Below are 19,400 nucleotides of genomic sequence, written 5' to 3' on the forward strand. Positions count from 1 at the left end.
ACGGGGACGCTTGTCCGACGAACAGCCAAATGCCCGGCGCATAGGCCAATTGGCCCCCTTGGGCGCGGTTACCGACCTTGGGGTACGGGCAGACGTCCCGGTATGGGCTGGACGCACGACTACGGTGACGCAGCACGCAACCGCCGCTCGGCCACCGCGCCGATTTCCCACGAGAGGGGTGGCCCGCAAGGTCAGGGCCATGATCCCCAACTCGGCATTCCGCGTATCCTGCGCCGCCGGGCCCGCTGGGTCTCGGCGCGGCTGCGCCATCCACGGACGTAGGCGGCGGTTCGCGCGGTGCGAGTCGGCGCACGCTCACGGGCCTACGGCCTCATGGGTTTACGGGCGTACGGCCTCACGGGCTTACGGGCTTACGGGCTTACGGGCTTACGGGCGCAGATACGCGAGGCCCGGGTGCGCGTCCCGGTAGCCGTCCACGAGCCGGCGTGCGACCTGGACGGAGTCGACCAGCGGGTGCAGGGCGAACGCCTTGACCGCCGTCCGCGCCGACCCGCTCGCGGCTGCTTCCAGAACGCACCGCTCGACCGCCTTCACCGCGCTGACCAGGCCCGCCTCATGCCCCGTCAACTGGCTGACGGGCAGCGGGCGCGGGCCCGAGGCGTCGATGAGGCACGGGATCTCGATGACGGCCTCGGCGTCGAGCGCGCTCAGCGAGGAGCCGTTGCGCACGTTCAGGATGAGCGTCGCCGGTTCGTCGCGGGCGATGGCCCGCATCAGCGCCAGCGCCACGTTCTCGTACCCGCCGGACTCCAGGTCGTCGGCGGCGCGCTCGCCCGCGCCCGAGACCTCGCGGTTCTCCGACATGTACGTGGCCTCGCGCTCGGCACGGGTGCGGTCCCAGACGTCCCACGCGCGCTCGGAGCCGGCCACCGTCGCGTAGAACCGCGCCTGCTGGTCGAGGAGGAAGGCGCCGCGCGTGCGCTCGGCCCGCTGGTAGGCGGCGACGGCCTCGCGGTTGAAGTAGTAGTAGTGCAGGTACTCGTTGGGCACCGAGCCCAGTGAGCGCAGCCAGTCGGCGCCGAAGAGCCTGCCCTCCTCGAACGAGGTGAGCAGCGCGTCGTCGGCGAACAGGCGCGGCAGCACGTTCTCCTCGCCCTCGTACAGCCCGTGCAGCCAGCCGAGGTGGTTTAGGCCCGCGTAGTCCAGCCGTACGGCGTCGGGGTCGGCGCCCACCGTACGGGCCACGCGGCGGGCCAGTCCGACCGGCGAGTCGCAGATGCCGATCACCCGTTCCCCCAGGTGGCGGGCCATGGCCTCGGTGACGAGACCGGCCGGGTTGGTGAAGTTGATGACCCAGGCGCCCGGGGCGACCGCCTTGACCCGGCGGGCGATCTCCTGAGCCACGGGCACGGTCCGCAGCCCGTACGCGATGCCGCCCGCGCCGACCGTCTCCTGGCCGAGGACGCCCTCGGCCAGTGCCACCCGCTCGTCGGCGGCGCGGCCGGCCAGACCGCCCACCCGGATGGCCGAGAAGACGAAGTCGGCGCCGCGCAGCGCCTCGTCGAGGTCGGTGGCGGCGCGCACGGCGGGCGCGTCCGCGACGCCGTGCGCCTGGTCGGCGAGGACCTTGGTGATGGAGGCGAGCCGGGGCGCGTCCACGTCGTGGAGCGTGACCTCGGTGACCCGGCCGGGCGCGCGGTCGCGCAGCAGGGCGCCGTACACGAGCGGCACGCGGAAACCGCCGCCGCCGAGGATCGTCAGTCGCATGGATGCCTCTTCCGGGAGATCGGGTTCCGGGGGCCGGACGCCCTGGACCGGGTGCCGGGGACCGGGGTCAGCGGCGGGGGCCGGGGCCGGGGTTCACAGGGCGCACTGCTGGCTGTCGACCTGCTGGTTGGCGGTGCGGCCCAGCTGGATGTCCTCGCGGATCTCGTTGGCCGTCAGCGCGTATCCGGTGTTCGGGTCGTCCAGCGACTTGGCGAAGACCACCCCGTACACCTTTCCGTCGGGAGTGAGCAGCGGGCCGCCCGAGTTGCCGGGGCGGACCGTGGTGAACAGCGAGTAGACCTCGCGCGTGACGGTGCCCCGGTGGTAGATGTCCGGGCCCGGCGGGGTGATCCGGCCGCGCACGCGCGCGGCGCGCACGTCGTACGGCTGGTCCTCGGGGAAGCCCGCGACGATGGCGCCGCTGCCGCTGTGCGCCTGCGTCGTGGAGAAGCGCAGCGCCGGGGCGGTCAGGTCGGGAACGTCCAGCACGGCGATGTCGCGGCGCCAGTCGTAGAGCACCACGGTCGCGTCGTACGTCCGGCCCGTACCCCCGATCTGGATCTTGGGGTCCGTCACTCCGCCCACTACGTGGGCGTTGGTCATCACCCGGCGCTCGGCGAAGACGAAGCCGGTGCCCTCCAGGCGCTTGCCGCAGCTGGGGGCGGTGCCGGTGACCTTGACGATCGACTTCTTGGCGTGGGCCGCGACGGGGCTGGAGGCGAGCGCCTGGTCCGGCGGCGGGACCTTGGTGATCGACTCGTTGGTGAACGGGGCGAAGACCTGCGGCAGCCCGTTCTTCGCGAGCATCGAGGAGAAGTCCGAGAACCAGGTGTACGCCTGCTTCGGCATCGCCTTGTCCACACCGCGCAGGATCCGGGAGTCGTTGACCGCCCTGCCCAGGGCGTTGCCCTTGCTGGAGGGGTCCTCCTGGGGGTCGGCCAGCGGGGAGAGCGCGGTGCCGATCAGCCAGGCGACCATGAGCATCGCGAGGACGTTGACCAGCGCGCCGCCCGTCGCGTCCAGGGCGCGGGCGGGCTGCCAGGTGATGTGCTGGCGCAGTTTGTTGCCCAGATGGGTCGTGAACGCCTGGCCCACCGAGGCGCAGACGATCACCACCACGACCGCGATGACGGCGGCGGTGGTCGACACGGCCCGCTTGTCCGTCAGCTGGTCCCAGATGACCGGGAGCAGATACACGGCGATGAGGCCACCGCCGAGGAATCCGATCACCGACAGGATGCCGACGACGAAGCCCTGGCGGTAGCCGACGATCGCGAACCACACGGCGGCGACCAGCAACAGGATGTCCAGCACGTTCACGGGCCCACCCTGTCACGCGTGCCAGTCGAGCGGGACCCGCCTGGTGCGATCCCAGGGCCGCTCCCAGCCCGAGTAGTGCAGCAGCCGGTCGATCACACCGGCCGTGAAGCCCCAGACGAGGGCGGATTCGACCAGAAAGGCCGGTCCTGCGTGGCCGCGCGGGTGGACGGCGGTGGCGCGGTTGGCCGGGTCCGTGAGATCCGCCACGGGGACGGTGAAGACCCGCGCGGTCTCGGCCGCGTCCACCGCGCGCACCGCGCTCGGCGCGCGCCACCAGCCGAGGACCGGGGTGACCACGAAGCCGCTCACCGGGATGTAGAGCCGGGGCAGCACGCCGAAGATCTGGACCCCTTCGGGGTCGAGGCCGGTCTCCTCCTCGGCCTCGCGCAGGGCGGCCCGCAGCGGGCCCGTGGTCTGCGGGTCGCCGTCCTCGGGGTCGAGGGCGCCGCCCGGGAACGAGGGCTGGCCGCCGTGCGAGCGCAGCTGGCTGGCGCGCTCCATGAGCAGCAGCTCGGGACCGGCCGGGCCGTCGCCGAAGAGGATCAGCACGGCGGACTGGCGCCCGGCCCCGCTCTCCGGCGGCAGGAAGCGGCTGAGCTGGAGCGGCTCGATGCCGTCGGCCGCGCGCACGACGGGGTCCAGCCAGTCGGGCAGGCCGTCGCGGCGCACCTCGGGGGCACTGCGCGCATCGGGGGCGGGCGGGCGGGCGTGGGCGCCGCCCGGCCCGCCGGGGCGCCCGTCCGCACCGGCCGCGCCCTCGTAGACCCGGGCGCCGCCTTCGTACGTTCCGTACCTTTTGCTGGTCTCGCTGGTGTTGCTGGTGTCACTCGCGTGCGTCATAGGCACCCCCGTCGTCCACCGGTCACAACGTCCGGGACGGTCGCGTTCGTTCCGTCCGGTCATCCGCCATCCGTCATCCGGCTCCCAGCGGCGCGGCGGGCAGGCCCGGGTAGTCCGGGGGCGGGGAGAGCCGCTGGCCCGGCAGGCCGCCCTTCTCGTACTTCAGGAGCTTCCTGGCCTTCTCCGGGTCCGTCTCGCCCTCCCCGTACGCCGGGCAGAGCGGGGCGATGGGGCAGGCGCCGCAGGCGGGCTTGCGGGAGTGGCAGATGCGGCGGCCGTGGAAGACGACGCGGTGCGAGAGCATCGTCCACTCGCTCTTCGGGAAGATCTCGGCGACGACGGCCTCGACCTTGACCGGGTCCTCCTCGTCCGTCCACTTCCAGCGGCGGACCAGACGGCCGAAGTGGGTGTCGACGGTGATGCCGGGAACGCCGAAGGCGTTGCCGAGCACCACGTTCGCCGTCTTGCGGCCGACTCCCGGGAGCTTGACCAGGTCGTCGAGGCGGCCCGGCACCTCACCCCCGAAGTCGTCCCGGAGGGCGGCGGCCAGACCCATGATCGACTTGGTCTTGGCGCGGAAGAACCCGGTGGGCCGGATGAGTTCCTCGACGGCCTCCGGGTCGGCCGCCGCCAGGTCCTCCGGGGTCGGGTACGCGGCGAACAGCGCGGGCGTGGTCTGGTTCACCCGCAGGTCGGTCGTCTGCGCGGACAGCACGGTGGCGACCAGCAGCTCGAAGGGGTTGCGGAAGTCGAGCTCCGGATGGGCGTACGGATACACCTCCGCCAGCTCCCGGTTGATCCGGCGGGCCCGGCGGACCATGGAGAGGTGCGACTCGGGCTTGGCCGGGGGCTTCTTCGCCGGGGCGGCCTTGGTGGCGGCCTTTTTCACGGGGGCCGCCTTGGTGGCCGCAGCTGCCTTGGTGGCGGGCTTCTTCGCGGGGGCGGCGGCGGTGGTGGTGCCGGTGGCTCCGGTCGCGGTCTTCTTGGTGGCCGGAGCCGTCTTGCGGGCGGCGGACTTCTTCGCCGCGGGCGTGGCGGCGGGCTTCTCGGCCGACGCCGTCGCGGGCGCCTTCTTGGCTGCGGGCTTCGCCGCGGCCGTCTTCCCGGCGACCGCCTTCCCGGCGGCGGGCTTCTGGGCCGCGGCCTTCTTGGCCACGGATCCCTTGGCCGCGGCCTTCTTCGCCGCGGGCTTCTGCCCCGCAGGCTTCTTCGCCGCGGCCCTCTGGGACGGGCTCTTCTTGGGCGCGCCCGCGGGCGTCACCGGTCCGGTCGGGGCGGGCGACGCGCCCGGGGCGGGCTGGGCCTCCGACGCGGCCCGATTGGCCGATTTTGATTCTTTCGCGGCATTTTTCGGTTTAATCGCGGGCTGTTCGCCCACAGCGGAATCACTGCCTGCGGACACTCTTGTGGCCCCCCTGGCCTGCGCTCTCACCGGCGAATTGGACACCCGGCCAGCCTAAAGCCACACGCCGACATCCGCCCCGGCCACCGCGAATCACCACCCCAATCGGCCCCCTGCCGCACAGTCCGGCGTTCGGGTGCGTCATCCTTGTGATTACCCGTGTGATTGATCGCACTGTTTACCCCGTCCGGCAAAATGGGCAGCACGGTCCCCTGTACCGGTCGACAAGGAGAGAACTCGTGGACGACGTTCTGCGGCGCGCCCCGCTCTTCGCGGCGCTCGATGACGAGCAGGCCGCGGAGCTCCGCGCCTCGATGAGCGAGGTGACGCTCGCCCGCGGCGACGCCCTCTTCCACGAGGGCGACCCCGGCGACCGCCTCTACGTGGTCACCGAGGGCAAGGTCAAGCTCCACCGCACTTCCCCCGACGGCCGCGAGAACATGCTGGCGGTCCTCGGCCCCGGCGAGCTCATCGGCGAGCTGTCCCTCTTCGACCCGGGTCCGCGCACCGCCACCGCGACCGCGCTGACCGAGGTCAAGCTGCTGGGCCTGGGCCACGGCGACCTCCAGCCGTGGCTGAACGCGCGCCCCGAGGTCGCCACCGCCCTGCTGCGCGCGGTCGCCCGCCGACTGCGCAAGACCAACGACCAGATGTCCGACCTGGTCTTCTCCGACGTGCCGGGCCGTGTCGCCCGTGCGCTCCTCGACCTGTCGCGCCGCTTCGGCGTGCAGTCGGAGGAGGGCATCCACGTCGTCCACGACCTGACCCAGGAAGAGCTGGCCCAGCTCGTCGGCGCCTCCCGCGAGACGGTGAACAAGGCGCTCGCCGACTTCGCCCAGCGCGGCTGGCTCCGCCTGGAGGCCCGTGCGGTGATCCTGCTCGACGTCGAGCGACTGGCCAAGCGCTCGCGCTGATACGGCCGTTCACCTGCGCGTTCACATGTGACGGGGCCCGTCTCCTCCGGGAGGCGGGCCCCGTTGTCAGTGGTCGGTCCTAGTCTTTTCGGTACGTGTCCGGTACGTGGCGGACACGGCGTTCCTTGACAAGTGGACAGGTGAACAGGAACAGCGGGAACAGGCGGGGCGGGCCCAAGTGGGCCCGGGGGCCATCGCGTTCGGGCCGCGCCTTCGGATCCGCCCGTGCCGGGGCGCGGCGCGCCCTCCCTCGTCCGTCAGATCAGCCCGTGCTCGCTCAGGTACTCCAACTGGGCGCGTACGGAGAGTTCGGCGGCCGGCCACAGCGACCGGTCGACGTCCGCGTAGACGCGGGCCACCACGTCCGCCGCCGTGGTGAGCCCGTTCTCCACGGCCGTCTCCACCTGGGCCAGCCGGTGGGCGCGATGGGCGAGGTAGAACTCGATGGCGCCCTGGGCGTCGTCGAGCACCGGGCCGTGTCCCGGGAGCACGGTCCGGACGCCGTCGTCGACCGTGAGCGAGCGCAGTCGGCGCAGTGAGTCGAGGTAGTCGCCGAGGCGGCCGTCGGGATGGGCGACGACGGTCGTGCCGCGCCCCAGGACCGTGTCCCCCGTCAGCACGGCCCCGTCGGCGGGCAGATGGAAGCAGAGGGAGTCGGCGGTGTGGCCGGGCGTCGGCACCACCCACATCTCCAGCCCGCCCGTGGTGATCACATCACCGGTGGCGAGCCCCTCGTCCCCCAGGCGCAGGGCCGGGTCCAACGCGCGTACGTGCGTGCGCGTGAGCTCGGCGAAGCGCGCCGCGCCCTCGGCGTGGTCGGGGTGGCCGTGGGTGAGCAGGGTGAGCGCGACCCGTTTGCCCATCTTCTCGGCCGTGGCGATCACGTTCCGCAGATGGGCGTCGTCCAGGGGGCCGGGGTCGACGACGACGGCGAGGTCCGAGTCGGGCTCGGCGACGATCCAGGTGTTGGTGCCGTCGAGGGTCATCGCGGAGGGGTTGGGCGCGAGGACGTTGACGGTACGGGGTGTGGCGGGGCCGGAGAGCACCCCGCCACGGGGCTGGCCGGGGAGGGCCGAGGCTTCGGTCACGCGAGGGCGCCTTCCGTGCGGAGCGGGGTGGTGCCGGCAGGGGTCACGGGGTGCCTCCGGAGGTGCGGACGCGCTTGGTGAACTCGTCGTGGCCGGGCCAGCTGAGCACGATCTCGCCGTCCTCGCCCAGGGCCGCCCGCGCCAGTACGGGGGTGAGGTCACGGGTGGCCGAGGCGGCGAGGGCGTCGGCCGGGGTGGCGCACGGGAGGAGGCCGCGCAGCGTCGAGACGGTCGGGGGCATCATCAGGAGCTCGCCCCTCTCGTACCCGGCGGTGGCGTCGGCGGGGCTGATCCACACGGCCCGGTCGGCCTCGGTGGAGGCGTTGCGGGTGCGCTGGCCCGCCGGGAGCGCGGCGACGAAGAACCAGGTGTCGTACCGCTTCGGCTCGAACTCGGGCGTGATCCAGCGCGCCCACGCACCGAGCAGGTCCGAGCGCAGGACCAGACCGCGCCGGTCCAGGAACTCGGCGAAGGAGAAGTCGCGGGAGACGAGGGCCAGGCGGTCGGCCTCCCAGTCGTCGCCGGTGGTGTCGCCGACGACGCTGTGGGCGTCGGGCCCGGCGAGGAGGACCCCGGCCTCCTCGTACGTCTCGCGGACGGCGGCGCAGACGATGGCCTGGGCGTCGTCGGGGCCCACCCCCAGACGCGCCGCCCAGGTCTCCCGGCTGGGCCCGGCCCACCCGATCCGCAGGGTGTCGTCGGCAGCGTCACGGGGGTCCACGCCGCCGCCCGGGTAGGCGTAGGCGCCGCCCGCGAAGGCCATGGAGGTGCGGCGGCGGAGCATGTGGACGGCGAGCCCGTCGCGCAGCAGCAGGACGGTCGCGGCCCGCCGGGGTGGCACGGGAACGAGTTCGCCGTGCGCGAGGGCGCGGATCCGGTCGGGCCATTCCGGCGGGTACCACTGACCATTGGACATGGCCGGAGGCTATCCGCTGACGCGCGCATGTTCGAGGCCCCGCCCCAGGAGGAGGCAGGGGTCACTCCACCCCGAGAAGCCTCCCGGAGCCCGGGACGACCGGCATGGGCCGCCCCGCACGGGCGCGGCCCCGCTGCCGGGGGCGCGGAGTACGGCGGCCGGGCGCCTGCCAGAGCCGTCGGGGCGGCCTTGCCGCCGCAGGGGCCGGGCCGGTGGGCCGGGGTCGGGGCCACCGCCACGGGCCGGTCTTTATTTCGGGCAAACACGGTTCTGCCGGGCTTCTCACCGCGTCCTCAGACGGCTCTCATCCGGCGCCGGGAAGGTGGAGCCATGACCTTCCCCGAGCAGCAGCCGCAGTCGTATCCGCAGGGGTCCGGGGCCTACCCGCCGCCTCCCCCGTACGAGCCGAGCGAGCCCATGAGCGCCGGGCCCGGGACCACCATCTGGCCCGGGAACGGCCACGGGCACGGCAGCGGCGACGGCGGCGGCACGGGCGGCGGGGAACTGCCCGGCGCCACCCCGTCCGGCCCGCACGGACGCCGGCGGGCGCGCCGGTCCGTCGGGCTGATCGCCGCCGTCGCCATCGTGGCCGCGGCGGTCGGCGGCGGGACCGCGACCCTCATCGAGCGCTGGACCGGCACCGACCACAGCGTCAGCGCCCCCGGTGTCAGCGGGACGAACGCCTCCCGCAGCACCAACGGCACGGTGGCCGGGGTCGCCCAGGCCGTCTCGCCCAGCATCGTGGAGATCAACGCGACCTCCAACTCCGGCAAGTCCACCGGCTCGGGCGTGATCATCACGTCGAGCGGCGAGATCATCACCAACAACCACGTGATCGCGGGCGCCGACCAGGTCCAGGTGCGCACCAGCGACGGCAAGACGTACACGGCGAAGGTGGTCGGGACGGACCCCGACAAGGACCTCGCCCTCATCAAGGTGCAGGGCGCGAGCGGGCTCAAGCCCGCCAGCCTGGGCAACTCCGACAACCTCAAGGTCGGCGACCAGGTCGTCGCCATCGGCTCCCCCGAGGGCCTGACCGGCACCGTGACCAGCGGCATCGTCTCCGCCCTCGACCGCGACGTCACCGTCGCCAAGGAGCAGGGCCAGGGGCAGGGGCAGCAGGGCGGCGGGCGCGGTGGCTGGCCGTTCGAGTTCGGCGGGCGGCAGTTCAACGGGGACACCGGCTCGTCGAAGACGACGTACAAGGCGATCCAGACCGACGCCTCGCTCAACCCGGGCAACTCCGGCGGAGCGCTGATCGACATGAACGGCAACATCATCGGCATCAACTCCGCGATGTACAGCCCCAGTTCCGCGACCGACTCGGGCTCCTCGGCGGGCAGCATCGGGCTCGGCTTCGCGATCCCCGTCAACACCGTCAAGGCGGACCTGGCCAGCCTCCGCGCGGGCGGCTCCGGCGACTCCGGCAACTCCAACGGATCGGGTGACTCCGGTGACTCCAGCGGATTCGGCGACGGCGGCAACAGCAGCGCCAGCTGACCCCGGCCGCGCGCAGGACGTGCGACGCTGGACAGCACCCGTGCCGGATCACACCCCCGAGGACCAGAGACCGATGAGCCCCGCACCCGCCGAGGACGAGACCCAGCGCATCCTGATCGTCGACGACGAGCCCGCCGTGCGCGAGGCGCTCCAGCGCAGCCTGGCCTTCGAGGGCTACGGCACGGAGGTCGCCGTCGACGGTCTGGACGCGCTGGCCAAGGCGGAGGCGTACCGGCCGGACCTGATCGTCCTCGACATCCAGATGCCCCGGATGGACGGCCTCACCGCAGCCCGGCGGCTGCGCGGCGCCGGGTCGACCACCCCCGTCCTGATGCTCACCGCGCGCGACACGGTCGGCGACCGGGTGACCGGGCTGGACGCGGGCGCCGACGACTACTTGGTGAAGCCGTTCGAGCTGGACGAGCTCTTCGCCCGGATCCGCGCGCTGCTGCGCCGCAGCTCGTACGCGACGCAGGCGGACGGCGAGCAGCCCGACGACAACGTGCTGACCTTCGGCGATCTGCGGATGGACCTGGCGACCCGCGAAGTGACCCGGGGCGAGCGGGTGGTGGAGCTGACCCGAACCGAGTTCACGCTCCTTGAGATGTTCCTGGCCCACCCCCGGCAGGTGCTGACCCGGGAGCAGATCCTCAAGGCGGTCTGGGGCTTCGACTTCGAGCCGTCGTCGAACTCCCTGGACGTGTACGTCATGTACCTGCGCCGCAAGACCGAGGCGGGCGGCGAGCCGCGCGTGGTCCACACCGTGCGGGGCGTCGGATACGCCCTGCGCGCGGGCGGCGCAGAGTGAACGCAGTGGTCCGGCGCTACCGGGCGATGCCGCTGCGCTCGCGGCTCGCCCTGCTGGTGGCGACGGCCGTCGCGGTCGCGGTCGCGGCCGTGTCGGTGGCGTGCTGGCTGCTGACCCGGGCCCAGCTCGGCGAGGAGCTGGACAACACCCTGCGCAACACCAGCGCCCCGCCGACGCTGGTGCAGGCCGCGCTCGCCACCTGCCGGTCCCAGGACCGGGTGCCCGAGAACCAGCGGTCGGGGTACGCGTACATCCAGGTCGTGCTGCCGGACGGGACCCGCTGCACGGCGCCCGAGTCGCCGCCGGTGCAGGTCAAACCGCAGGACCTGGCCGTGGCGCGGGGCCACCGGCCGGACACCCTGCACAGCAGCGTCACCGACGGCGGGGTGGAGGTACGCGTGCGTACCCAGCGCCAGGAGATCGCGGGCACGGTCGTCGCCGTGTCGCTCTCCCGGCCGCTCACCGAGATCGACTCCTCCCTCAACCGGCTCGCACTGCTGCTGCTGGGCCTCGCCGGGGCCGGAGTCGTGGCGGGCGGGGCCGCGGGCCTGTGGGTGGCGCGGGCCGGACTGCGCCCGGTCGACCAGCTGACCAGCACCGTGGAGCACGTGGCCCGGACCGAGGACCTCACGGTGCGGATCCCGGCCGAGGGCGAGGACGAGATCGCCCGGCTCTCCCGTTCCTTCAACGCGATGACCGCCGCCCTGGCCTCCTCCCGGGACCGGCAGGGCCAGCTGATCGCCGACGCGGGGCACGAGCTGCGCACCCCGCTGACCTCGCTGCGCACCAACATCGAGCTGCTCGCGCGGAGCGAGGAGACCGGGCGGGCCATTCCGCCCGCCGACCGCAAGGCCCTGATGGCGTCGGTCAAGGCCCAGATGACCGAACTGGCCTCGCTCATCGGCGACTTGCAGGAGCTGTCCCGGCCGGACGCGGCGCGGCCGGGGCCGCTGGAAGTCGTCGGGATGCACGACATCGCGCGGCACGCGCTGGAACGCGCCCGGCTGCGCGGGCCGGAGCTGACGATCACGGCGGAGCTGGCGCCCTGGTACGTACGGGCCGAGCCCGCGGCGCTGGAGCGGGCGATCGTCAACGTGCTGGACAACGCGGTGAAGTTCAGCCCGCCGGGCGGCACCGTGACGGTCTCGCTCGACCGGGGCGTACTGACGGTCGGCGACCAGGGGCCGGGCATCCCGGCGGATGAACTGCCGCACGTCTTCGAGCGGTTCTGGCGCTCGCCCTCGGCCCGTTCGCTGCCGGGCTCGGGGCTCGGGCTGTCGATCGTGGCCCGCACCGTGCAGCACGCGGGCGGGACTATCGCGCTCGGCCCGGGGCCGGACGGCAGGGGCACGGTGGCGACGGTCCGCCTGCCGGGCGCACCGACCCCACCACCGGAACTCACCGGCCCGACGGACGCGGGCTGAGACCGGGCGGCGCAGGGCCGCGGCGGACGGGCCCGGCACGCCCGTCCGGCGGAGCAGGCCGGACCCGCACGCCCCAGCGGCGGCGGACATGCCGCCCACCCACCGGACCGCCCCCTCCCGTACGCCCGAGGGGCTGAGGCCCGCAGGCACGCCATGTGCTGAGTGGAACCACCGGACCGGCACAAGCCCCGATACGCCGGAAGGGCGGCAGGCCCGCCGGCCCGCCGCCCTCCGGCACTCACCTCGCGCGGCCGGACACCGGCCACGCGCGCGTAAGGGCTACTGGCCCGACGCCTTGCCGATCACCGTGATCCGGCCGCCGGTCGGCGGGGCCAGCGGGGCGGAGGCGGAGGAGTTCGCGCCGAGGTAGGCGTCGAAGACCTCCAGGTCGGAGGCGCCGACCAGCTTGTTCTTGCCCTGGCCGAGGGCCGCGAAGCCGTCGCCGCCGCCCGCGAGGAACTCGTTCATGGCGACGCGGTAGGTCTTGGCCGGGTCGAGGGCGACCCCGTTCAGCTTGACCGTGTCGACGAGGACCCGGGCCGCGCCCGTCTTGGTCATGTCGAGGGTGTAGGTGAGCCCCTTGGAGATCTGGAGGATCTTCGGGGACGCCTCGTTGCCGCCGCTGACCTGCTGCTGCAGACCCTGGACGACCTGGGCGCCGGTCAGGTCCACGACGTTCATCATGTTGGTGAACGGCTGGACGGTGAACGCCTCGCCGTAGGTGACCACGCCGTCGCCCTCGCTGCCGCTCGCCTTGTAGACGAGGTCGGAGCGGATGCCGCCCGGGTTCATGAAGGCGATCTGGGCGCCGCCCTTGTCGGCCGGGGAGAGACCGGCGAGCTGCGCGTCGGCGATCAGGTCGCCCAGCGGCTTCTCGGGCGCCTCGGAGCCGCGGCCGTTGATGTCACCGGAGATGTAGCCCTGCGGGCGGCCCGCGATCGGGGCGGCCAGCTTGTTCCAGCGGGCGATCAGGTCGGTGATGTCCTGCGCCTTGGCCTGGTCGCGGCTGACGACGCGGTTGACCGACTTCGGCGACTTCACGGCGGTGCGGACGATGTCCTTGGTCCGCTTGTCGTAGGTCAGCGTGGTCTCGGTGAAGAGCTTGCCGTAGGAGGCGGCCGAGGTGACCATGCGCGGGTTGCCCGCCGGGTCCGGGATGGTGCAGGTGTACGCCTGGTGGGTGTGGCCGGTGACCAGCGCGTCCACCTTGGGCGTGACGCCCTTGGCGATGTCGACGATCGGGCCGGACAGACCGCTGCCGGGACCGGCCGAGTCGCAGTCGTAGTTGTAGGCGTTGCTGGTCGGCAGGCCGCCCTCGTGGATCAGGGCGACGATGGACTTCACGCCCTGCCGGTCGAGCTCCTTGGCGTACTTGTTGATCGTCTGGATCTCGTCGCCGAACTTCAGGCCCTTGACGCCCGAGGCGGTGACGACGTCCGGGGTGCCCTTGAGGGTCACACCGATGAAGCCGATCTTGACGCCGTTCTTCTTCCACACCGTGTACGGCTTGAGGATTGGCTTGCCGGTCTTCTCGCTGGTCACATTGGCCGCGAGGTAGGGGAAGTCGGCGCCCCGGAACTTCTTGCCCTTCTCGTAGCAGCCCTCGACGGGGTGACAGCCGCCGTTCTGCATCCGGGCCAGCTCGACCGCGCCCTCGTCGAACTCGTGGTTGCCCACGGACGTGACGTCCAGGTCGATCTTGTTGAGCGCCTCGATGGTCGGCTCGTCGTGGAAGAGCCCGGACAGCAGCGGGCTGGCGCCGATCATGTCGCCGCCCGCGGCGGTGATCGAGTACGGGTGGCCCTTGCGCGCGTTGCGCAGCGAGGTCGCCAGGTACTCGACGCCACCGGCCGGTACCGACTTCACGGTGCCGTCGGGCTGCTTCTCGTTCACGGCCCCGGCCGAGCCGGCCGGCGGCTCCAGATTGCCGTGCAGGTCGTTGAAGGAGAGGAGCTGGACGTCGACCGTCCGCGCGGGCTTCGGGTGTCCGTGGCCGTGGCCCTTGTCGTGGGCGTCGGCGGCGGGCATGGCGGCGATGAGCGCGCCGACCGTGGCGAATCCGGCGGCGGCCGCCAGGACCCGGCGGCCGGCCCGGCCGCCGTGGTTCTTCCGGGATGTCGCTGACATCTCTCCCCTAGGTGTTCAGCTGGTCGTTCGGTGTGGTCGCGGCGGTCCGGCACGGTTGGTCTCCAGCGTGACGGATGAGGTGCGCCGCGACCGGCAGCCTAGGGTCAACGCGCGTAGCGCGACAGGGGCGCGGGGTTACGGGATGGTTGCCGTTTGGCGGTACGTCAGCTTTTGCCCCGGGCCGCCGTACGCTCGTACCCATGACGACTGACCCCGCCGCCCCCGGCCCCTCCGGACGTGAGATCCAGACGCTCGACGAGCTGACCCATCCGCAGGCCCAGGAGGTGCTCGCGCTGCTCGCCGAGGCCGCCCGGACCGACGGACAGCAGGCCGTGTCCGAGCAGGGCCGGCTCCAGCTGCGGGGCGGGCGGCGGCCCGGCATCCGCCACTTCCTCCTCACGGTCGCCACCGCCGAGGGCGCCCAACTGATCGGGTACGCGCAGCTGGAGGACACCGACCCGGTCGAGGCGCCGGCCGCCGAGCTCGTCATCCACCCCGCCCACCGCGGCCGGGGCCACGGCCGGGCGCTCGGCTCGGCGCTGCTGGGCGCCTCCGGCAAGCGGCTGCGGGTGTGGGCGCACGGCGGCCACTCGGCGGCCCGCCACCTCGCGCAGGTCCTCGGGCTCACGCTCTTCCGCGAACTGCGCCAGATGCGGCGGCCGTTGAGCCTGTCGGACATCGCCGAGCCGGTGTACCCGGAGGGCGTGCGGGTGCGGACGTTCGTGCCCGGCGAGGACGACGCGGCCTGGCTCGCGGTGAACGCGGCGGCCTTCGCGCACCACCCCGAGCAGGGCGGGCTCACCCAGCGCGACCTCGACGACCGCGAGGCCGAGCCGTGGTTCGACCCCAAGGGCTTCTTCCTGGCCGAGCGGGACGGCCGGATCGTGGGCTTCCACTGGACGAAGGTGCACGCCGAGGAGAGGATCGGCGAGGTGTACGTGGTGGGCATCGCCCCGGACGCGCAGGGCGGCGGCCTCGGCAAGGCGCTCACCGCGACGGGGCTGCGCCACCTCGCGGCCGAGGGGCTGCCGACCGCGATGCTGTACGTGGACGCCGACAACACGGCGGCCGTGACGGTGTACGAGCGGCTCGGGTTCACGATCCACGAAGTGGATCTGATGTACCGCACGGAGTCCTGAACCCCGGGCCCGCCGGGCGCCGGGCGTCCGGCGGGCACGTCGGGGCGGTGCCCGGCCCCGGCGCGAAGGGTCCGTGACAGTCCGTGGAATCCCGGACGTCATGTCCTCGTTACCGGGCATTCAGACACGCTTGCGACGCTCACCCAATGCAGCCCGAGGTGCCCCCCTCCCGGAACGGGACCGCTTCCCGCCCCAAGGCGCTCGCGCCTGCCCGCTCCGACGTGCTCGACGAGGCGCCGTCCGACGCGCCCGGGGAGCCCTCGGCGCGGAAGAATGGGTTTATGAGCCAGCAGCCCAGCGCCGAGGTCCACCTCCAGCCCGCCTCCCAGCCCTCCGTCGGCTCCATAGCCGCGCACCGGCCGCACACCCTGGCGGCAGCCGTCTCCGACCTGGAGCCGGACATCGACGCGGATCTGGACGCGTACGAGGGCTACGAACGCGACGGACAGGGGGCCGACGGCGCCGACGAGCTGCCCTCCGGGCGCTTCCTGGACCGCGAGCGCAGCTGGCTCGCGTTCAACGAGCGCGTCCTGGAGCTGGCCGAGGACCCGGCCACCCCGCTCCTCGAACGGGCTAACTTCCTGGCCATCTTCGCCTCCAACCTGGACGAGTTCTTCATGGTCCGGGTGGCGGGCCTGAAGCGGCGCATCGCCACCGGCGTGGCCACCCGGTCCGCCTCCGGGCTCCAGCCCCGCGAGGTCCTGGACCTGATCTGGACCCGCTCGCGCGAGCTCATGGCCCGGCACGCCGCCTGCTACCAGCAGGACGTGGCCCCGGCGCTGGCCGACGAGAACATCCATCTGATCCGCTGGCCCGACCTGACCGACAAGGAGCAGGCGCGGCTCTTCACGCTCTTCCGCCAGCAGATCTTCCCGGTGCTGACCCCGCTGGCCGTGGACCCCGCGCACCCCTTCCCGTACATCTCGGGGCTCTCGCTCAACCTCGCGGTCGTGGTGCGCAACCCGGTCAGCGGGCACCGGCACTTCGCCCGGGTCAAGGTGCCGCCGCTGCTCTCGCGGTTCCTGGAGGCGTCCCCGCAGCGCTATGTGCCGCTCGAGGACGTCATCGCCGCCCACCTGGAAGAGCTCTTCCCGGGCATGGAGGTGCTGGCCCACCACATGTTCCGGGTGACCCGGAACGAGGACCTCGAAGTCGAGGAGGACGACGCCGAGAACCTGCTCCAGGCGCTGGAGAAGGAGCTCATGCGGCGCCGCTTCGGGCCGCCGGTGCGGCTGGAGGTCGAGGAGTCGATCGACCCGTACGTACTGGACCTGCTGGTGCGCGAGCTGAAGGTCGGCGACGCCGAGGTGTATCCGCTGCCCGGCCCGCTGGACCTCACCGGTCTCTTCGGCATCGCCGCCCTCGACCGCCCCGAGCTGAAGTTCCCGAAGTTCGTGGCCGGAACCCATCGGGACCTCGCGGAGGTCGAGTCGGCCTCCGCGCCGGACATCTTCGCCGCGCTGCGCGAGCGGGACGTGCTGCTGCACCACCCCTACGACTCGTTCTCCACCTCGGTCCAGGCGTTCCTGGAGCAGGCGGCGGCCGACCCCGACGTGCTCGCCATCAAGCAGACGCTCTACCGGACCTCGGGCGACTCGCCGATCGTCGACGCGCTGATAGACGCCGCCGAGTCCGGCAAGCAGGTGCTGGTGCTGGTCGAGATCAAGGCGCGCTTCGACGAGCAGGCCAACATCAAGTGGGCCCGCAAGCTGGAGGAGTCGGGCTGCCACGTGGTCTACGGGCTGGTCGGGCTGAAGACGCACTGCAAGCTGTCGCTGGTGGTGCGCCAGGAGGGCGAGACCCTGCGGCGCTACTCGCACGTGGGCACCGGCAACTACCACCCCAAGACCGCCCGCCTCTACGAGGACCTGGGGCTGCTCACCGCGGACCCGCAGGTCGGCGCGGACCTGTCCGACCTGTTCAACCGGCTCTCCGGCTATTCGCGCCGCGAGACCTACCGCCGTCTGCTGGTCGCGCCCAAGTCGCTCCGGGACGGGCTGGTCTCCCGCATCAACAAGGAGACCGCCCACCACCGCGCCGGGCGGCCCGCCTACGTCCGCATCAAGGTCAACTCGATGGTGGACGAGGCCGTCATCGACGCCTGCTACCGGGCGTCGCAGGCGGGGGTACCGGTCGACATCTGGGTGCGCGGCATCTGCGCGGTGCGCCCCGGGGTGGCCGGGCTCTCCGAGAACATCCGGGTGCGCTCGATACTCGGGCGCTTCCTGGAGCACTCCCGGGTCTTCGCCTTCGGCAACGGCGGCGAGCCCGAGGTCTGGCTGGGCAGCGCCGACATGATGCACCGCAACCTCGACCGCCGTATCGAGGCTCTGGTCCGGGTCACCGACCCGGCCCACCGCGCGGCTCTCACCCGGCTCCTGGAGACCGGAATGTCGGACAGCTCCTCCTCCTGGCACCTGGGCCCGGACGGGGAGTGGACCCGGCGTTCGGTCGACGCCGACGGGCAGCCGCTGCGACACGTACAGGAGATGCTGATAGACGCCCGGAGGCGCCGGCGTGCTACGCCCTGAGAAATCCCCGGGACCGGAGACCGCCGGGGACGTCCTGTCCCCCTATCTCCACGCGCAGGCGGGGGAATTCCTGCGCAGCCTCCGCCTCCACCGCGAGGCGGGGCCCGACAACGACGGCGCGGAGGAGGCCGCGCGGGCGCTGCGGCGCGCCGCGCGCCGCATCGGCGCCACCCTGCACACGTTCCGCCCGCTGCTCGACCCGGCCTGGGCCGATCCGCTCCGTACGGAGCTGGCCTGGCTCTCGGGCACGCTGGCCGGGGAGCACGCCTGCGCGGCGCGGCTGGCCCGGCTGCTCGACGGCCTCCAGCGGCTCTCCGGCAGCCCGCAGGTCCCGCCGCCGCGCGGCGAGTCGGCGGGCGCGCTGACGGTGGGCGCGGCACGGGCGGGGGCGCTCCTGGACCGCCAGCTGACCCTGGCCCGGACCCGGGCGCACTCGGCGGCCCTCCAGGCGCTGGGCTCGGCCCGGTTCCACGCTGTGGCTGACGCGGTGGCGCTGCTGGCCAGCGAAGTGCCGCTGTCCAGCTCGGCGGCGGCGTACGCGGTGGAGGTGCTGCCGTCCGCGGCCCTCTCGGCCGAGCAGCGGCTCGCCGACGCGGTGGCCGCGCTGCCGCTGGCCCGGGCCGCCCATCCGTACAACGCGGAGGCGCTCGTCCAGTCCGGCGAGGCGCAGGACGCCCCCTGGCACCAGGTGCGGCTGCTGCTGCGGCTGCACCGGTACGCCCAGGAGGTGCTGCGGGGCGGCGCCGCGCACGAGGACGGGGACCGGCTGCTGCGGGCCGGGCAGGCCCTCGACCGGCACCGCGACGCCTCGGAGGCCGCGGCTGCCGCCGCCTCGGCCGCCCGCACCCCGCGCATCGCCCCGCCGACCGCGTACGCGCTGGGGGTGCTCCACGCCGACCAGCGCCACGAGGTGGAGGCGGCCCGGTTCGCCTTCCAGCGCATCTGGCAGCCGGCCCTGGCCCTGCCGGCGGTGACCGCGCCGTGAACCGCGGGCGGGCGACCGTGCTGGCGGCCGGGTGCGTGCTGTGGCGCCGCTCGCCGTGGGGCGACGGCGGGCTGGAGGTCTGCCTGGTGCACCGCCCCAAGTACGACGACTGGTCGCACCCCAAGGGCAAGCTCAAGCGGGGCGAGGAGCCGCTTGCGGGGGCGGTGCGGGAGGTCCTGGAGGAGACCGGGCACCACTGCGTGCCCGGCGCCCGGCTGCCCTCCGCGCACTACGTGGACGCGCAGGGCCGCCCCAAGGTCGTCGACTACTGGGCCGCCGAGGCGGCCGAGGGGCGGTTCGAGCCCTGCGACGAGGTCGACCGGCTGCTGTGGCTGCCCCCGGCGGCGGCCCGCCACCGGCTCACCCAGCCGCGCGACCGCCAGCTGCTCGACGCGCTCCTGGACGCGCTGCACTCCGCGTAGGCATATGCCCAGGACGACCGGCCCGGTGCGCACTACGTCGTGCACCGGGCGCTCGGCGTATCCCGTACGCGCCCCACCGGGCCTCCGACGCGCCCCCTCCGGGCTCCCACCGGCCCCGTTCGCGCTCCGCCGGACGGATGAACACAAACCGATAACGGCCGGCACCGCACTGACCGACACGGTTCACCTGCCGTTCACTCTCCTCCGTCGGCGGCTTCACCTGATCTGCCTAATTTCGGCCTTACACGGTGCAGGG

16 protein-coding genes are annotated in these 19,400 nt (G+C 73.2%); 9 read left to right on the forward strand and 7 right to left on the reverse strand.

The window, feature by feature from the left end:
- The first annotated feature begins 102 nt into the window (after positions 1 to 102).
- Positions 103 to 282, forward strand: a complete 180-nt coding sequence (locus AB5J87_RS16370) for a hypothetical protein (RefSeq protein WP_369377440.1) — start codon at positions 103 to 105, stop codon at positions 280 to 282.
- A 105-nt stretch (positions 283 to 387) separates the two neighbouring features.
- Here AB5J87_RS16370 and AB5J87_RS16375 read toward each other — a convergent pair whose 3' ends face one another.
- From AB5J87_RS16375 to nth, 4 genes are all read right to left on the reverse strand, one after another.
- Positions 388 to 1,728: a 6-phospho-beta-glucosidase gene (locus AB5J87_RS16375; RefSeq protein ID WP_369377442.1), complete on the reverse strand. Its 1,341-nt coding sequence runs from the start codon at positions 1,726 to 1,728 to the stop codon at positions 388 to 390.
- A 93-nt stretch (positions 1,729 to 1,821) separates the two neighbouring features.
- Entirely contained in the window at positions 1,822 to 3,048 is a 1,227-nt protein-coding gene (locus AB5J87_RS16380; RefSeq protein ID WP_369377443.1) for a MarP family serine protease, read from the reverse strand.
- Between the two features lie 12 nt (positions 3,049 to 3,060).
- Positions 3,061 to 3,888: a CoA pyrophosphatase gene (locus AB5J87_RS16385; protein WP_369377445.1), complete on the reverse strand. Its 828-nt coding sequence runs from the start codon at positions 3,886 to 3,888 to the stop codon at positions 3,061 to 3,063.
- A 73-nt stretch (positions 3,889 to 3,961) separates the two neighbouring features.
- Positions 3,962 to 5,044, reverse strand: a complete 1,083-nt coding sequence (gene nth, locus AB5J87_RS16390) for an endonuclease III (protein ID WP_369377447.1) — start codon at positions 5,042 to 5,044, stop codon at positions 3,962 to 3,964.
- Positions 5,045 to 5,529: 485 nt separating this feature from the next.
- Here nth and AB5J87_RS16395 point away from each other — a divergent pair, with 485 nt between their 5' ends.
- A complete protein-coding gene (locus tag AB5J87_RS16395; RefSeq protein WP_017947815.1) occupies positions 5,530 to 6,204 on the forward strand; it encodes a Crp/Fnr family transcriptional regulator in 675 nt (224 codons plus the stop codon).
- A 257-nt stretch (positions 6,205 to 6,461) separates the two neighbouring features.
- Here the strand turns inward: AB5J87_RS16395 and AB5J87_RS16400 are convergent, their stop codons facing one another.
- Together AB5J87_RS16400 and AB5J87_RS16405 are read right to left on the reverse strand one after the other, a co-directional pair.
- Positions 6,462 to 7,292 (reverse strand): MBL fold metallo-hydrolase, encoded by an 831-nt coding sequence (locus tag AB5J87_RS16400; protein WP_369377450.1) that lies wholly within the window; start codon positions 7,290 to 7,292, stop codon positions 6,462 to 6,464.
- A 43-nt stretch (positions 7,293 to 7,335) separates the two neighbouring features.
- Positions 7,336 to 8,208 carry an NUDIX hydrolase gene (locus tag AB5J87_RS16405; protein ID WP_369377451.1) on the reverse strand — a complete coding sequence of 291 codons (873 nt, stop codon included), beginning with the start codon at positions 8,206 to 8,208 and terminating at the stop codon, positions 7,336 to 7,338.
- 330 nt (positions 8,209 to 8,538) lie between these two features.
- Between AB5J87_RS16405 and AB5J87_RS16410 the strand changes: the two genes are divergently transcribed.
- From AB5J87_RS16410 to AB5J87_RS16420, 3 genes are all read left to right on the forward strand, one after another.
- Complete coding sequence (locus AB5J87_RS16410; RefSeq protein WP_369377453.1) at positions 8,539 to 9,708, forward strand: S1C family serine protease; 1,170 nt, start codon at positions 8,539 to 8,541, stop codon at positions 9,706 to 9,708.
- A 73-nt stretch (positions 9,709 to 9,781) separates the two neighbouring features.
- On the forward strand, positions 9,782 to 10,516 hold the full coding sequence (locus AB5J87_RS16415; RefSeq protein ID WP_369377455.1) for a response regulator transcription factor: 735 nt from the start codon (positions 9,782 to 9,784) through the stop codon (positions 10,514 to 10,516).
- A gap of 26 nt (positions 10,517 to 10,542) precedes the next feature.
- The gene (locus AB5J87_RS16420) at positions 10,543 to 11,940 is read left to right on the forward strand and encodes a sensor histidine kinase (protein WP_369383550.1); all 1,398 of its coding nucleotides are present in this window, start codon (positions 10,543 to 10,545) and stop codon (positions 11,938 to 11,940) included.
- A 279-nt stretch (positions 11,941 to 12,219) separates the two neighbouring features.
- Here the strand turns inward: AB5J87_RS16420 and AB5J87_RS16425 are convergent, their stop codons facing one another.
- Positions 12,220 to 14,067, reverse strand: coding sequence for a bifunctional UDP-sugar hydrolase/5'-nucleotidase (locus tag AB5J87_RS16425; protein ID WP_369377456.1), 1,848 nt, complete (start codon positions 14,065 to 14,067; stop codon positions 12,220 to 12,222).
- A 200-nt stretch (positions 14,068 to 14,267) separates the two neighbouring features.
- Between AB5J87_RS16425 and mshD the strand changes: the two genes are divergently transcribed.
- From mshD to AB5J87_RS16445, 4 genes are all read left to right on the forward strand, one after another.
- The gene (gene mshD, locus AB5J87_RS16430) at positions 14,268 to 15,206 is read left to right on the forward strand and encodes a mycothiol synthase (RefSeq protein WP_369377457.1); all 939 of its coding nucleotides are present in this window, start codon (positions 14,268 to 14,270) and stop codon (positions 15,204 to 15,206) included.
- Positions 15,207 to 15,487: 281 nt separating this feature from the next.
- Positions 15,488 to 17,737: an RNA degradosome polyphosphate kinase gene (locus tag AB5J87_RS16435; protein WP_369377458.1), complete on the forward strand. Its 2,250-nt coding sequence runs from the start codon at positions 15,488 to 15,490 to the stop codon at positions 17,735 to 17,737.
- Entirely contained in the window at positions 17,724 to 18,722 is a 999-nt protein-coding gene (locus AB5J87_RS16440; protein ID WP_369377459.1) for a CHAD domain-containing protein, read from the forward strand. The genes AB5J87_RS16435 and AB5J87_RS16440 overlap by 14 nt, the downstream gene beginning before the upstream one ends.
- Positions 18,719 to 19,144 (forward strand): NUDIX hydrolase, encoded by a 426-nt coding sequence (locus tag AB5J87_RS16445; protein ID WP_369377461.1) that lies wholly within the window; start codon positions 18,719 to 18,721, stop codon positions 19,142 to 19,144. The genes AB5J87_RS16440 and AB5J87_RS16445 overlap by 4 nt, the downstream gene beginning before the upstream one ends.
- Positions 19,145 to 19,400: the final 256 nt, after the last annotated feature.

The organism is Streptomyces sp. cg36 (assembly GCF_041080675.1).
GTDB lineage: Bacteria > Actinomycetota > Actinomycetes > Streptomycetales > Streptomycetaceae > Streptomyces.

Excerpts from the sequence above, each read along its gene's own strand:
- AB5J87_RS16370 (WP_369377440.1), top strand. The coding sequence starts at position 103 with ATGGGCTGGACGCACGACTACGGTGACGCAGCACGCAACCGCCGCTCG.
- AB5J87_RS16375 (WP_369377442.1), bottom strand. The coding sequence starts at position 1,728 with ATGCGACTGACGATCCTCGGCGGCGGCGGTTTCCGCGTGCCGCTCGTG.
- AB5J87_RS16385 (WP_369377445.1), bottom strand. The coding sequence starts at position 3,888 with ATGACGCACGCGAGTGACACCAGCAACACCAGCGAGACCAGCAAAAGG.
- AB5J87_RS16405 (WP_369377451.1), bottom strand. The coding sequence starts at position 8,208 with ATGTCCAATGGTCAGTGGTACCCGCCGGAATGGCCCGACCGGATCCGC.
- AB5J87_RS16410 (WP_369377453.1), top strand. The coding sequence starts at position 8,539 with ATGACCTTCCCCGAGCAGCAGCCGCAGTCGTATCCGCAGGGGTCCGGG.
- AB5J87_RS16415 (WP_369377455.1), top strand. The coding sequence starts at position 9,782 with ATGAGCCCCGCACCCGCCGAGGACGAGACCCAGCGCATCCTGATCGTC.
- AB5J87_RS16420 (WP_369383550.1), top strand. The coding sequence starts at position 10,543 with ATGCCGCTGCGCTCGCGGCTCGCCCTGCTGGTGGCGACGGCCGTCGCG.
- AB5J87_RS16425 (WP_369377456.1), bottom strand. The coding sequence starts at position 14,067 with ATGTCAGCGACATCCCGGAAGAACCACGGCGGCCGGGCCGGCCGCCGG.
- mshD (WP_369377457.1), top strand. The coding sequence starts at position 14,268 with ATGACGACTGACCCCGCCGCCCCCGGCCCCTCCGGACGTGAGATCCAG.
- AB5J87_RS16435 (WP_369377458.1), top strand. The coding sequence starts at position 15,488 with ATGAGCCAGCAGCCCAGCGCCGAGGTCCACCTCCAGCCCGCCTCCCAG.